This window comes from Cobetia amphilecti, from assembly GCF_032923285.1.
In the GTDB taxonomy this organism is placed as follows: domain Bacteria; phylum Pseudomonadota; class Gammaproteobacteria; order Pseudomonadales; family Halomonadaceae; genus Cobetia; species Cobetia amphilecti.
This window is the reverse complement of record NZ_CP136695.1, coordinates 3,636,198-3,650,083: the sequence shown is the minus strand read 5'-3', so window position 1 is coordinate 3,650,083 and position 13,886 is coordinate 3,636,198. Positions and strand designations below refer to the sequence as shown.

Below are 13,886 nucleotides of genomic sequence, written 5' to 3'. Positions count from 1 at the left end.
CTGCCTCTGGCTTGTCGACAGCCGTATAGGAATATCGCTAGTGCCAGAAGCCAACTCACAGGAATAAGTCCGGCACCTGCCGGTGAGAGATTCATGACTGATACGACCTCTGCGACTACACCCCGCGCGCCCAGCAACTCGCTCTCTACCTGGTTTGCGACCTGCCCGCGTGGCATCGAAACGCTGCTGGCCGATGAGCTGACGGCTCTGGGTGCCGAGGTGACTGGCACGACCGTCGCTGGCGTACACTTCAACGGTAGCCAGGAAACCGCCTACCGCACCATCCTGTGGTCGCGACTGGCCAACCGCATCATTCGTCTGCTCACTCGCGTGGGTGGCGTCGACACCGGCGAGCAACTGCGCAAAGCGAGTGCGGGTGTCGATTGGGCGATGGAATTGCCGGATCGTGCGTCCATCGCCGTCGATTTCCACGGAACATGGAAAGACATTCGCCACACCTTCTTCGGTGCCCAGACCGTCAAGGACGGCATCGTCGAGGCGATGTTCGAGGAAGGCCGCAACAAGCCGACCGTCGATGGCAAGAACGCAGATCTGCGCATCTACGCGCACCTGCACAATGGCTACATCACCCTGGGCATCGACCTCGTGGGTCGCAGTCTGCACCAGCGTGGCTACCGTCCTGATCTCGCGCATGCGCCGCTGAAGGAGAACCTGGCGGCGGCCCTGCTGATGCGGGCCGACTGGCCGGCACGTGCGGCGCGCGGCGAGAGCCTGGTCGACCCGATGTGCGGCTCCGGCACGCTGCTGATCGAAGCGGCCTTGATGGCGGCGGATATCGCGCCGCAGTCGCTGAACCAGGAGTTCGCCTGCCGCCACTGGGGGCGCCATGACGAGCGCATCTGGAAGGGCCTGTGGGAAGAGATGGAGCAGCGTGCCATTGCCGGGCGCCGCAAGGTCACCGCGCGTCTGTTCGGTCGCGATCACAGCCCGCAGGCGATTTCTGCCGCGCGCTCCAACGCCATGCGTGCCGGCATTCCGGCGCTGATCGAGCTGGAAGGCGCCTCCGTCGCCGAGCTGACCTGTCCCGAGGGCGCCACCACGGGCCTGGTGATGACCAACCCGCCCTACGGTGAGCGTCTGGGCGAGCTGCCGGCACTGGTGCCGCTCTACGCAAGCCTCGGTGAGCGCATGAAGCGTCACTTCGGCGGCTGGACGCTGGGCATGTTCACCGGCAATCCGGATCTCGGCCACCGCCTCGGCCTGCGTGCGCATCGTCAGTACGCCTTCCGCAACGGTCAGCTCGATTGCAAGCTGTTGATGATCGATGTGGCGGCGCGTGAGCGTGCGGTCGACGAAGACAGCGTGGCCGAAGATGCCCGCAGTCAGCCCGCGCTGAGCGAGGGTGGCCAGATGTTCGCCAATCGCCTCAAGAAGAACCAGAAGTCACTGGCGCGCTGGCTCAAGCAGAGCGGTACCACCTGTTATCGCCTCTACGATGCCGACATGCCGGAGTACGCGCTGGCCATCGATATCTATGGCCGTCACGTGCACGTGCAGGAATACACGCCGCCCAAGTCCGTGGATGCCAGTCAGGCGCAGCGCCGCCTGATGGATGCACTGGCGGCGATTCCGCAGGTGCTGGGCTGCTCGCCCAACGATATCCACATCAAGCAACGCACCCGCCAGGCGGGCAAGGCGCAGTACACGCGTCAGGACAGCTCCGGTCAGCGTATCGAGGTGCAGGAAGGCGATGCCAGGCTGTGGGTGAATCTCAAGGACTACCTGGATACCGGCCTGTTCCTGGATCACCGTCCGGTGCGCAAGCTGCTGGGCAAGGAAGCGGACGGCAAGCGGGTGCTCAACCTGTTCTGCTATACCGCGACGGCCACCGTGCATGCGGTGCTGGGCGGTGCCAGCGAGAGCGTCAGCGTCGACATGTCCAATACCTATCTGGACTGGGGGCGCGAGAACTTCAAGCTCAACGGCATCAGCGAGAAACGCCATCAGCTGGTGCGTGCCGACTGCCTGAAGTGGCTGGAGCGCTCCCGCGAGGAGTTCGACCTGATCTTCCTCGACCCGCCGACCTTCTCCAATTCCAAGAAGATGGAAGGCACCCTGGATATCCAGCGTGATCACGCGCGCCTGATCGACCTGGCGATGGCCAGTCTGGCGCCGGGCGGCACGCTGATCTTCTCCAACAACCATCGTCGCTTCGTGATGGATGACAGCGTCAGCCAGCACCATGTGGTGGAAGACCTGTCGCGCAAGCTGCTGGACCCGGACTTCAAGCGTCGTCCGGATATCCACCACGTCTTCCGCATCCGTCGCGCCAGCGATGTGAAGGGCTGAGCGATGGCCAGCGTCCCGCTGTGGCTCTACACCACGGCGGGCTGTCATCTGTGTGCTCGGCTGGAAGCCACGCTGCAGGCGCTGGGGGCGGATGTCACGCTCACACGGGTCGAGATCGCCTTCGACGCGCAGTTGAGCGAGCGTTACGCGACCCGCATCCCTGTACTGGCGAGCGCCTCGGGTGCGGAGTATTCGCTGGCCGATGGCGAAGAGGTGTTGCCGGAGTGGTTGCGTGCGCAGGGCGTCGAGCAGCGCCTCGAGCAGGGTGTCGAAATCACGCCCCCAGCCGAGCACGACTCAGCCACTGAGCCGCAGAGCCCCGCCCTGCGCAACGGACGTCGCTTTCTGCGCTGAGCGGCGCAGACGTGTCGCGTGACGCTGGTGCAAAAAGACCGCCGCTACCTCAGGGTAGCGGCGGTCTTTTCGTGTCCGGCACCGTGCTGCGTACTAGCTCTCCAGCAGCGACATCTGGCGCATGGCGTCTTCGGCTTCCGGGCTATCGGCCGTGGCCTCCAGCACCTTGGTGTAGCCGCGTGAGGCCTGGATGTGGGCGAGGTCGCTGACCCAGGTCATGGCCTGCTCGTGGCTTTCGGCGAGATCGTGCTTCAATCCGCCGAACTGGGTGCCGATCTGGCCCCATGAGCGGCTGACGATCCAGTCGCCGAACATGTCCTGATGCACATGGACCAGAACGTAATCGTGGTGGCTTTCCCAGCGGATGATCACGCGTGACTCCCGAGGCGAAACGATGGTGGCTGGACTCAATCATGAGCTTGTGACGCCCGTTGCGTGCGCCTAAGATGGCACGGCGGCGGGCAAGCAAGCATACCATTGTAATCTTCACGTGCCTTGCGGCAAGGTGTGAAGTCACTCAGGCGCTCATGCTGGCCCGTGGACCCGCAGCGACACTCATTGCCACAGCAAGGAAAGGCAACAGATGCACATCATCGTGGACGATAACGTCCCTCTGGCAGAGGAATTCTTCTCCGAACTGGGAGAGGTGACCTGCATGCCGACTCGCGAGATCACCAATGCCGTCCTCAAGGACGTCGACATGCTGATCTGTCGCTCTACCTTGCGCGTGGATCAGGCGCTGTTGGAAGGAACGCGGGTGCGCTTCGTCGGCTCGCCGATCATCGGCACCGACCATGCCGATCTCGAATGGCTCGCGGCCAACGATATCCACTTCACCAACGCGCCGGGCTGCAATGCCGACTCGGTGGTGGATTACGTGCTGTCGTCGCTGTGGCATCTGGCCGAGCAGGAAGGGCTGGACCTGCAGCTGGACCGCCGCTTCGGCGTGGTCGGGGCCGGCCAGGTCGGGTCACGGCTGGTCAAGCGTCTCGAGTCGCTGGGTGCCGAGGTGCTGGTCTGCGATCCGCCGCGTGCCGCGCTTGAGGGCCAGAGCGATGAGCGCCCCGAGAAGTCCCGCTTCGTGGACCTCGATGAGCTGGTCGCCGAGTGTGATGTCATCTGCGTGCACACCCCGATGGTCACCGGTGGCGAGCATCCGACCCATCATCTGATCAATGCCGAGCGCATCCGCGCCATGAAGCCCGGCAGCGTGCTGCTGAGTGCCGGCCGCGGTGGCTGTGTCGATACCGCGGCGCTCAAGCAGCGCCTCAAGGAGCAGGCTGACCTGCTGACCGTGCTGGATGTGTGGGAAAACGAGCCGGATATCGATGCCGAGCTGTCCGCACTGGTGGACATCGCCACGCCGCACATCGCCGGGCATAGCCTGGATGGCAAGATGCAGGGTACCGAGATCATCTATCAGCAGGCCTGTCGTCACTTCGGGCTGCCGGCGCGCCGCAAGCTGGGTCAGCTCAAGCCGGACCCGTGGCTGCGCAAGCTGGTGCTGACGGGCTGGGCGCCGCCGGAAGAGGCGCTGGGGCTATGCGTACGCGCCTGCTATGACGTGCGCCGCGATGCGCTGGGCCTGCGTCGCTATCAGCGTCGGTTCGGCAATGCCGAGGGCTTCGTGCGTTATCGACGGGAATATCCGCTGCGTCGCGAGTTCTCCACGTTGCGTGTCGAGCTCAAGAAGAATGCCCGCGAACTGCGTGAGGTACTCGAGGGCTTCGGTTTCTCCCGCGTCAAGCTGGTCAGTAAATGATCACGGCGTGACTCGCAAGGCCCCCTGGAACGCCCCTGTCAGCCCTGCTGGCGGGGGCGTTCGCATTGTGGAGGTCGCCTGATGGACGACGACCTTGCCGCATGCCTGAATCCCGACCGTTTCGGTCTTCGACCTTGGTCGATATAATGCGCCCCAGATCGCCTGGCGACACGCGCCGGGGCTGGCCTTGACGGCATGCCCCGCCTGACGCTGCGGCGTTGCTCCCCATTCTCCGTGTCTTCTGCCATGCCCGTCACCACGCGGCGTGTCGGCGTCCTCATTTCTTGAAGATGGTGTCTTGAATGCAACAACACCCTGATAACTCTGCTGAGGACAGCGGCTATCGTCCGCCTTCTCTGCTGGATGCCCTGATTCCCATCGTGCTGGTCATCGCCATGCTGGTGCTGGCGGTGGTGCTGTTCGGTGCCGATGCCTCCTGGGGGCCCAATCAGGTCGCGCTGCTGTCCGGCGCGATGATCGCGGGCCTGATCGGTCTCAAGAACGGCTATCGCTGGAGCGATATCGAAGAGGGGATCAACAAGGGCATCCAGATCTCGCTGGGTGCGATCCTGATCCTGCTGGCGGTCGGCGCGATGATCGGCACCTGGATTCTCGGTGGCACCGTGCCGGCGATGATCTATTACGGTCTGGACGTGATCGCGCCGCAGTACTTCTATGCCTCCGCCTGTCTGCTGTGCGCGCTGGTGGCGTTGTCGGTGGGCAGCTCGTGGACGGTCGCCGGTACCATCGGCATCGGCCTGATCGGCATCGCCGATGGCCTGGGGCTATCCGAGGCGATCACCGCCGGCGCGGTGATTTCCGGGGCCTACTTCGGTGACAAGCTCTCGCCGCTGTCCGATACCACCAATCTGGCGCCGGCAGCGGCCGGCACCACGCTGTTCGCGCATATTCGTCACATGCTGTGGACGACCGTGCCCAGCATCCTGCTCGCGCTGGCAGGCTTTCTGTGGCTCGGCCATGACTCCGTCTCCAGCCTGCAGACGCCGGAACAGGTCGCCAATCTGCGTGCCCAGCTGGGCGAGCAGTTCAACATCGGCCTGCACCTGCTGATTCCGCTCCTGGTGCTGCTGGTGATGGCCGTGCGTCAGATGCCCGCCTTCCCGGCCATCTTCATCGGCGCGGCGCTGGGCGCCGTCTTCGCGGTCATCTTCCAGCCGCAGGCGGTGGTGGGGTTGGCAAGCGTCACTGACATGTCCACCGCCATGGCGCTGCTCAAGGGCGTGTGGATGTCGATGTTCGATGGCTATGTTTCCCACAGCGGTGATGAGGTGATCGACTCGCTGCTGTCCAAGGGCGGCATGAGCAGCATGCTCAACACCGTGTGGCTGATCCTGTCGGCGATGACCTTCGGCGGCGTGATCGAACGCCTCGGTCTGCTGGAGCGTCTGGTGCAGAGCCTTCTGGGCGCGACACGCAACGCCGGTTCGCTGGTCATCACCACGCTGGGCACCTGCCTGGCCTCCAACGTGGTGACCGGCGATCAGTACATCTCGGTCATCTTGCCGGGGCGCATGTATCGCGCCGAGTTCCGTCGTCGCCGCCTGGCGCCGGTCAACCTGTCACGCGCGCTGGAAGACTCCGGCACCATCACCTCGCCGCTGATCCCCTGGAACAGCTGCGGTGCCTACATGGCGGCCACCCTGGGCGTCGCGACCTTGAGCTACCTGCCCTTTGCGCTGTTCAACCTGATCAATCTGGCGCTGGCGGTGGCCTACGCCATGGTCGGCTTCAAGCTGGAGCGCCTTGAGGAGGGCGAGGGAGCTGAAGGCGTGGAGCCGACGCCGCTGGCCGAGTCGCTGGTGCTGGATACGCCCCACGAGACCTCGGAGTCACGCTGACTCAGCCCTGAGGGATAAAGAGAAAAAGCCCGCCACGTGGATCACGTGGCGGGCTTTTTGCTGTCTGCAGGGGCCAATCAGGCCGTGCAGGATTGGCGGAGCTTACTTGTAGGCAGCGGCCTTGAGCGCGGCGATACGGTCATCCAGCGGCGGGTGGCTGGCGAACAGTTGCTCCATCAGCTTGCGGCTCTTGCCGGTGGTGATGGCGAAGGCGGTCATGGTGTCGGGCATCTGGTCCGGCAGCTCATGTTCCTGCTTGAGGCGAGCCAGGGCATTGATCATCGAGCCGCTGCCCGCCAGGCCTGCGCCTGCGGCATCGGCACGGTATTCGCGCCAGCGCGAGAACCAGGCGACGATCATCGAGGCCACCAGGCCCAGCACCATTTCCAGCACGAACACGACCGCCATGTAGCCGAAGAAGCCCAGGCCGCCGTTCTCGTCATCGCGCTTGAGGAAGGCGTCGATGGCGTGTGCGGCGATACGCGCGAAGAACATCACGAAGGTGTTCACCACGCCCTGGATCAGCGTCAGCGTCACCATGTCGCCATTGGCGACGTGGCCGATCTCGTGCGCCAGCACGGCGCGCACCTCCTCGGGGCGCATGCGATTGAGCAGGCCGGCCGAGACGGCGACCAGCGCATCATTGCGGTTCCAGCCGGTGGCGAAGGCATTGGATTGCTGCGCCGGGAAGATGCCGACTTCCGGCATCTTGATGCCAGCGTCGCGCGCCAGCTCACCGACGGTGTCCAGCAGCCAGCGCTCGGTGTCGTTCTGCGGCTGTTCGATGATCACGGTGCCGGTCGAGGACTTGGCCATCGTCTTGGACAGGAACAGCGAGATCACGGAACCGGCCATGCCGATGATGAAGCAGAAGATCAGCAGCGCCGTGTAGTTGATGCCGTTGGCTTCCATGTAGCCATCGAAGCCCAGCAGGCGCAGCGTGACACTGGCCAGCAGCACCACCGCCAGGTTGGTGATCAGGAAAAGGGCTATCCGCATCATGGGGTCAGGTCTCCAATGCCAATATATCGGTAGGGCGCAATTATCTGCCCGCGATACTGACAGTGAGATGAATCACTGGCGGCAGCGTGGGCAGAATTTGCGTCGACAGTCTGCAAGGACGGTCTGCAAGGACAGCAAGGTATCACCACTGGAGGTGACCTGCGTAGCCCCTTGATCACGGGGGCTGGGCCGACGTCAGGCCTTGCGACGTCGCGCCAGGAAGCGGCCGAGGCGTTCGATGGCTTCTTCCAGCTGGTCGGCGTAGGGCAGGGTGACGATGCGCAGGTGGTCCGGATTCGGCCAGTTGAAGGCGGTACCCTGCACCAGCAGCATCTTCTCTTCCAGCAACAGCTCCAGCACCATCTGCTGGTCGTCCTCGAAGGGATACATCTCGGGGTCGAGCCGCGGGAACATGTAGAGCGCGCCCTTGGGCTTCACGCAGCTGACGCCGGGAATCTCGTTGAGCTTCTTCCAGGCCGCGTCACGCTGGGCCAGCAGGCGTCCGCCCGGCAGTACCAGGTCATTGATCGACTGATAGCCGCCGAGCGCCGTCTGGATGGCGTGCTGCGCCGGCACATTGGCGCACAGGCGCATGCTGGCCAGCATGTCGAGGCCGGAGATGAAGTCGGCCGCCGGGCGCTTGTCGCCGGAGAGAATCATCCAGCCGGAGCGGAAGCCCGCGCAGCGGTAGCTCTTGGACAGGCCGTTCATGGTCACGACCAGCAGATCATCGGCCAGCGCGCCGGTGGAGACGTGCTCGGTACCGTCATAGAGGATCTTGTCGTAGATCTCGTCAGAGAACACCACCAGACCGAATTCGCGCGCGACCTGCAGGATGTCCTTCACCACCGCGGGCGGGTAGACCGCGCCGGTCGGGTTGTTCGGGTTGATCAGCACGATGCCCTTGGTGTGGCTGGTCACCTTGGCGCGGATGTCCTCGATGGAGGGGGCCCAGTCCTGCGCTTCGTCACACAGATAGTGCACGGCGCGGCCACCGGCCAGGTTGGCGGCAGCAGTCCATAGCGGGTAATCCGGCGCCGGCACCAGCAGCTCGTCGCCATCATCGAGCAATGCCTGCATGGCCAGCACGATCAATTCCGAGACGCCGTTGCCGACGTAGATGTCCTCGATCCCGACACCCTGGATATCCTTGCGCTGGCACTCCTGCATGATCGCCTTGCGCGCAGAGTAAAGCCCCTTGGAATCACAATAGCCCTGCGCTGTCGGCAGGTTGCGCATCACGTCCTGCAGAATCTCTTCCGGTGCCTCGAAGCCGAAGGGCGCCGGGTTGCCGATATTGAGCTTGAGAATGCGATGGCCCTCGTCCTCGAGACGCTTGGCGTGTTCGAGAACCGGCCCGCGAATGTCATAGCAGACGTTGTCCAGCTTGTGTGACTTGCGAATTTCGCGGGGCTTTCTTTGCTCGGTATCCATGATGCTTTCCGTAGATCTCCGTCACGTAAGGTGTAGGGGCGAGCGTCCAGCATATCGCGCCGCTGGCCTGCCGCGCCACGGCCAAGGGCCAATAGCGTGGTTAAATTTGTGGTTTGAGATGTTCAGGCAGAAAAAAATCCCGCCAGAGGTTTTCTGGCGGGATTTTCAACTGGCATTCAAGCGCCTCCCGCGGGCGGGAGTCAGGCGAGAGTCGCGTTAGCGCCTTGTTCTGGTAGCGTTATTCGCTCTCTTGCTCACGCGTTTCGGCTCCATCTTCCGTCTCGCCACTGGCTTCCGGCACCGGCTCGGCAGGAATGTCTGCGGGTGTTTCCAGTGTCAGGCGCCCAAGCTTGCCGTCGCGCAGTTCATGCAGCAGTACCTCGGCACCGCGGTGCAGGTCGATGATGCCACCGGCACGCAGGCCGCCGCGCTTGCTGGCGATCTCTTCCAGAATCGCGACCCCATTGAAGCCGGACAGCGCCATCAGATCGACCTTGCGCGGGCCATCACTCTCGACTCGCTCGGCGTCAGGGTTGGCGCTGTAGGCCGGCAGTGACTTCAGCTTGTAGCGTGCGGTCAGCTCCGTGGGATAGCGCCTGGCCAGCTCCGCCGCGACGATCACCGCCACATCGGTGTAATCGATGGCGGTGTCACGGATCGCGCCACTGCCGGCCAGACGATAGGCGCTGGCCTGGTCCTCGATCTTCGGCCACATCACCCCGGGGGTATCGATCAGGGCGATGCCACCGTCGATGCGAATCTTCTGCTGGCGCTTGGTGACGGCGGGCTCGTTGCCGGTCTTGGCGATCTTGCGACCCGCCAGGCCATTGATCAGCGTCGACTTGCCGACGTTGGGGATGCCCATCACCATCACGCGCGCGTCACGATCGACGCGGATATGACCGGCCATCTCGCGACACAGGCGCGGAATCTGCTTGAGGTCACGCGCCTCAAGCGTGGTGATCGCCAGTGCACGAGTGTTGGGCAGGGCATCGAAATACTCGACCCACTCGCGGGTGCGTGCCGGGTCCGCCAGATCGGCGCGAGACAGCAGCTTGAGTACCGGCTTGTGGCGGGTCAGTTCGGACAGCACCGGATTGGTGCTGGAGTAGGGGAGGCGGGCATCGAGGACTTCGATGACCACGTCGATCTCGGGCAGCGCGTCCTTTATCTGACGGCGTGCCTTGTGCATATGTCCCGGATACCAGCCCAGCATGTCGCTTCTCTCCTGCCGTCAGGGGTATGACGGTTGTTCTGTCACCTCTGTCCTGCCTCCTTCTTCCCGCATGCCAGGAAAGGCGCTCATCCATCAGTGATGGCGCTACATGGCATGCGGGAGAGGAGGGGACGCGTATGGCGACGCATTCTATCAGAGGCGGCCTGGCCATGGAGGCGCACTATCCGGTCATCACTGCCCAGCGCCTCTATCGACTCTCGATGTCCCGGGCGTCAGGCGCGTATCGGCTTGAAGCGCAGCGCGACGGAGTTGATGCAGTAGCGCTGACCGGTGTCAGTCGGGCCATCCGGGAAGACGTGCCCCAGGTGGGACTCGCAGCGGCGACAGCGCACTTCCACGCGACGCATGCCATGGCTGGTATCGAAGTGCTCCTCGACGGCGGCATCGGCATAGGGGCGGTCGAAGCTCGGCCAGCCACAGCCGGAGTCGAACTTGGTGTCGTTGTCGAACAGCTTGGCGTCACAGGCGATGCAGTGATAGGTACCCGGCGTCGGGCTGACTTCGTGATCGCCAGTGAAGGGGCGCTCGGTCCCTGCCTCGCGCGTCACCCGGTATTGTTCCGGCGTCAGGCGCTTGCGCCACTCCTCTTCACTGCGAATCAACTTGTCCTGAGTCTGCGGGTCTTGTTCGCTCATGATCTCTTCTCTCTATCTATGCGTTTCTCGAATGGCGCTCGTGTGAACCTGCAAGCAAGTTCTCCTGCGCGGCAATTCGAAAAGAGTGACTGCCGGTCTTCACGCGAAACCCGGTACATACCCCAAGAATGCGGGCGTCAGGGCGTGACCACAAGCATGTGGTGGATGCACTTGGCCAACGCCGGAAAAATCCTGTTGAAGCAGGGGGTTGACGAAGGGGGAGGGTCTTTGTAATATACGCGCCACCTCGACGAGGCAAGAACGTTACGTCCCATTCGTCTAGTGGTCCAGGACACCGCCCTTTCACGGCGGTAACAGGGGTTCGAACCCCCTATGGGACGCCACTTTCTTGCAGCGTAGAGACCGGAGTGCGGGAATAGCTCAGTGGTAGAGCACAACCTTGCCAAGGTTGGGGTCGCGAGTTCGAATCTCGTTTCCCGCTCCAGTGTGTCCCATTCGTCTAGTGGTCCAGGACACCGCCCTTTCACGGCGGTAACAGGGGTTCGAACCCCCTATGGGACGCCATATTCGGTCTTGTGTGGTCGCATGATCTGCTTGTGTTGCGGGAATAGCTCAGTGGTAGAGCACAACCTTGCCAAGGTTGGGGTCGCGAGTTCGAATCTCGTTTCCCGCTCCAGTACGTCCCATTCGTCTAGTGGTCCAGGACACCGCCCTTTCACGGCGGTAACAGGGGTTCGAACCCCCTATGGGACGCCATGCAGAGCATGATGGTGTGGCAAGCCAGCAGTAAGACAGATGTCGTGAGCACAGGTTCATGACACCCGGTGCGGGAATAGCTCAGTGGTAGAGCACAACCTTGCCAAGGTTGGGGTCGCGAGTTCGAATCTCGTTTCCCGCTCCATTTAGATTAAGCATGGCTTTTTCTAACGTGTGTCCCATTCGTCTAGTGGTCCAGGACACCGCCCTTTCACGGCGGTAACAGGGGTTCGAACCCCCTATGGGACGCCATTCTGTTTTACGCCGCAGTTTTTGTGTTTCGACAGGCGGGAATAGCTCAGTGGTAGAGCACAACCTTGCCAAGGTTGGGGTCGCGAGTTCGAATCTCGTTTCCCGCTCCAGTCGAAAAGCGCAATGATAGGTCGCGATCTGGAACGCCAGTCCGATGGTAAGCCAGTCCGATCGAATCTCGTTTTCCGCTCCAGTCGAATGTGACGTTGCAAGCTGAAGCATGACATAGCAGTACGCCATCGCCTGACAGACACGATCATCGTGTTACGTAACTGGCGATTTTTTTGTGCCTGAAATTCCTCCCCGCCCTGTTCTGTGCCGCTCGCTGGTGCTTTCCCCGCGTGATTTTCTCCCTCTGCTTGTTTCCCGTGGCGCACTAATGCCTTTCTGCCGTGTGTCTGATGTGGCAGCGCCGAATGCGTTACCATGCGCATCCAATATCTTGCGTCTGATTTTCATGTTCGCGGACGGCGAAACGGTGCCATCACTGTTGCGCAATTGTTCTCAGATGCGTCTTTTCTGCTGTGCTGGCTGACAGCGTCAATCGATTACAGGTGTCCGATGTCACGACCTGCCTTGTCTATCCGTGGCCTGACCAAGGTCTACGGCAACGGTTTTGAGGCGCTCAAGGGGATTGATCTTGACGTTCCCGAGGGCGATTTCTTCGCGCTGCTGGGCCCCAATGGGGCCGGCAAGTCCACGACCCTCGGCGTGGTGAGTTCGCTGGTGCAGAAGACTGCAGGCAAGGTCGAGATCTACGGAATCGATATCGACAAGGACTTCTCGAAGGCCAAGTATCACCTCGGTGTCGTGCCGCAGGAGTTCAATTTCAATCAGTTCGAGAAGGTGCAGGACATCGTGATGACCCAGGCGGGTTATTACGGCATGCCGATGAAGGAAGCGCGCCCGCGTGCCGAGCGCCTGCTCAGGGACCTCGGGCTGTGGGACAAGCGCGACACCCCCTCACGCATGCTGTCCGGTGGCATGAAGCGCCGTCTGATGATTGCCCGTGCGCTGATTCACAAGCCGCGTCTGTTGATTCTCGATGAGCCGACGGCCGGTGTGGATATCGAATTGCGCCGCTCGATGTGGGAGTTCATGCGCCGCATCAATCGTGAGGAGGGCACCACCATCATCCTCACCACGCATTACCTGGAAGAGGCCGAGAGCCTGTGCCGCAACATCGCTATCATCAATCATGGCGAGATCGTGCATGACACCAGCATGCGTGAGCTGCTCAAGGAGCTGGATGCGGAAACCTTCCTGCTCGACATTCGTGAGCCGCTGACCAAGGCGCCGGTGATTGCCGGGTTCGAGGTTTCCTTGAGTGACCCTCAGCAGCTGGCGCTCGCCGTGCGCAAGGGCCAGTCGATCAATACCGCCTTCGCGGCGCTGGATCGGGCCGGCATCACCGTGGTGTCGATGCGCAATCGTGCCAATCGTCTCGAGGAGCTGTTCGTCGACCTGGTCGAGCGTTCCAACGCCGAAAGCGGTATCGCCTCCAATGTTGCCAAGGAGATCACGCAGTGAACCCCCGTCAGCTATGGGTGGCTCTGGTCACCATCGTCGTCAAGGAAGTCCGTCGTTTCACGCGCATCTGGCCGCAGACGCTGTTGCCGCCTTCCATCACCATGACGCTCTATTTCGTCATCTTCGGCAATCTCATCGGCTCGCGCATCGGCACCATGGATGGCATCAGCTACATGGATTACATCGTGCCGGGGCTGATCATGATGTCGGTGATCACCAACTCGTATTCCAACGTGGCCTCGTCATTCTTCTCCAACAAGTTCCAGCGCAGCATCGAGGAGCTGATGGTCTCGCCACTGCCCTCGTGGATCATCCTGCTCGGCTACATCATCGGTGGCGCCGTGCGCGGGCTGGGAGTCGGCATCATCGTGACCGCCGTGGCCTTCCTGTTCACGGACCTCGATATCCATCACCCCTTCCTGACCATCATGGTCGTGGTGCTGACGGCGCTGCTGTTCTCCATCGGTGGCTTCATCAATGCGCTGTTCGCGCGCAAGTTCGATGACATCTCGATCATTCCGACCTTCGTGCTCACGCCGCTGACCTACCTGGGGGGCGTCTTCTATTCCATCCACATGCTGCCGGAATTCTGGCAGACGGTGTCGCTGGCCAACCCGATCCTCTACATGGTCAACACCTTCCGCTACGGCATTCTGGGCGTCTCGGACATCAGTGTCGGCCCGGCGATGGCCGCCATCGTGGCCTTCATCATCGGCCTGTTCGCCTTCGCGCTGTGGCTGCTGGAGCGTGGCAAGGGCATCCGCAGCTGAAGGTGTCGTCCAGACGATGATGGT

11 protein-coding genes and 8 tRNA genes are annotated in these 13,886 nt (G+C 62.5%); 14 read left to right on the top strand and 5 right to left on the bottom strand.

Annotated features, from left to right (window positions below; all coding sequences use genetic code 11):
- Positions 1–93 precede the first annotated feature (93 nt).
- Both rlmKL and R1T44_RS15565 read left to right on the top strand, forming a co-directional pair.
- Complete coding sequence (gene rlmKL / locus R1T44_RS15570; RefSeq protein ID WP_279836782.1) at positions 94–2,310, top strand: bifunctional 23S rRNA (guanine(2069)-N(7))-methyltransferase RlmK/23S rRNA (guanine(2445)-N(2))-methyltransferase RlmL; 2,217 nt, start codon at positions 94–96, stop codon at positions 2,308–2,310.
- A 3-nt stretch (positions 2,311–2,313) separates the two neighbouring features.
- Complete coding sequence (locus R1T44_RS15565; protein ID WP_248380811.1) at positions 2,314–2,664, top strand: glutaredoxin family protein; 351 nt, start codon at positions 2,314–2,316, stop codon at positions 2,662–2,664.
- Positions 2,665–2,757: 93 nt separating this feature from the next.
- Here R1T44_RS15565 and R1T44_RS15560 read toward each other — a convergent pair whose 3' ends face one another.
- A complete protein-coding gene (locus R1T44_RS15560) occupies positions 2,758–3,036 on the bottom strand; it encodes a WGR domain-containing protein (RefSeq protein WP_043334304.1) in 279 nt (92 codons plus the stop codon).
- A 211-nt stretch (positions 3,037–3,247) separates the two neighbouring features.
- Here R1T44_RS15560 and pdxB point away from each other — a divergent pair, with 211 nt between their 5' ends.
- Both pdxB and nhaC read left to right on the top strand, forming a co-directional pair.
- A complete protein-coding gene (gene pdxB / locus R1T44_RS15555) occupies positions 3,248–4,426 on the top strand; it encodes a 4-phosphoerythronate dehydrogenase PdxB (protein WP_284727237.1) in 1,179 nt (392 codons plus the stop codon).
- 302 nt (positions 4,427–4,728) lie between these two features.
- Entirely contained in the window at positions 4,729–6,285 is a 1,557-nt protein-coding gene (gene nhaC, locus R1T44_RS15550) for a Na+/H+ antiporter NhaC (protein ID WP_064503312.1), read from the top strand.
- Between the two features lie 102 nt (positions 6,286–6,387).
- Here the strand turns inward: nhaC and htpX are convergent, their stop codons facing one another.
- The 4 genes from htpX to msrB all read right to left on the bottom strand — a co-directional run bounded on the left by htpX (position 6,388) and on the right by msrB (position 10,593).
- Positions 6,388–7,287, bottom strand: coding sequence for a protease HtpX (gene htpX, locus R1T44_RS15545; RefSeq protein WP_107336103.1), 900 nt, complete (start codon positions 7,285–7,287; stop codon positions 6,388–6,390).
- 195 nt (positions 7,288–7,482) lie between these two features.
- Positions 7,483–8,721 (bottom strand): pyridoxal phosphate-dependent aminotransferase, encoded by a 1,239-nt coding sequence (locus R1T44_RS15540; protein ID WP_043334294.1) that lies wholly within the window; start codon positions 8,719–8,721, stop codon positions 7,483–7,485.
- A 238-nt stretch (positions 8,722–8,959) separates the two neighbouring features.
- Positions 8,960–9,937, bottom strand: coding sequence for a ribosome biogenesis GTPase YlqF (gene ylqF, locus R1T44_RS15535; protein WP_107336104.1), 978 nt, complete (start codon positions 9,935–9,937; stop codon positions 8,960–8,962).
- 233 nt (positions 9,938–10,170) lie between these two features.
- On the bottom strand, positions 10,171–10,593 hold the full coding sequence (msrB, locus tag R1T44_RS15530; protein WP_043334292.1) for a peptide-methionine (R)-S-oxide reductase MsrB: 423 nt from the start codon (positions 10,591–10,593) through the stop codon (positions 10,171–10,173).
- Between the two features lie 268 nt (positions 10,594–10,861).
- Here msrB and R1T44_RS15525 point away from each other — a divergent pair.
- From R1T44_RS15525 to R1T44_RS15480, 10 genes are all read left to right on the top strand, one after another.
- Positions 10,862–10,937: transfer RNA gene (locus R1T44_RS15525), tRNA-Glu, on the top strand.
- A 26-nt stretch (positions 10,938–10,963) separates the two neighbouring features.
- Positions 10,964–11,038 (top strand) — tRNA-Gly (locus R1T44_RS15520).
- A gap of 4 nt (positions 11,039–11,042) precedes the next feature.
- Positions 11,043–11,118 (top strand) — tRNA-Glu (locus R1T44_RS15515).
- A gap of 37 nt (positions 11,119–11,155) precedes the next feature.
- Positions 11,156–11,230: transfer RNA gene (locus R1T44_RS15510), tRNA-Gly, on the top strand.
- A gap of 4 nt (positions 11,231–11,234) precedes the next feature.
- A tRNA-Glu gene (locus R1T44_RS15505) sits at positions 11,235–11,310 on the top strand.
- 70 nt (positions 11,311–11,380) lie between these two features.
- Positions 11,381–11,455: transfer RNA gene (locus tag R1T44_RS15500), tRNA-Gly, on the top strand.
- Positions 11,456–11,486: 31 nt separating this feature from the next.
- Positions 11,487–11,562: transfer RNA gene (locus R1T44_RS15495), tRNA-Glu, on the top strand.
- Between the two features lie 35 nt (positions 11,563–11,597).
- A tRNA-Gly gene (locus tag R1T44_RS15490) sits at positions 11,598–11,672 on the top strand.
- A 451-nt stretch (positions 11,673–12,123) separates the two neighbouring features.
- Positions 12,124–13,092, top strand: a complete 969-nt coding sequence (locus R1T44_RS15485; protein WP_192837436.1) for an ABC transporter ATP-binding protein — start codon at positions 12,124–12,126, stop codon at positions 13,090–13,092.
- A complete protein-coding gene (locus tag R1T44_RS15480; RefSeq protein WP_043333883.1) occupies positions 13,089–13,862 on the top strand; it encodes an ABC transporter permease in 774 nt (257 codons plus the stop codon). The genes R1T44_RS15485 and R1T44_RS15480 overlap by 4 nt, the downstream gene beginning before the upstream one ends.
- The last annotated feature ends 24 nt before the right edge of the window (positions 13,863–13,886 follow it).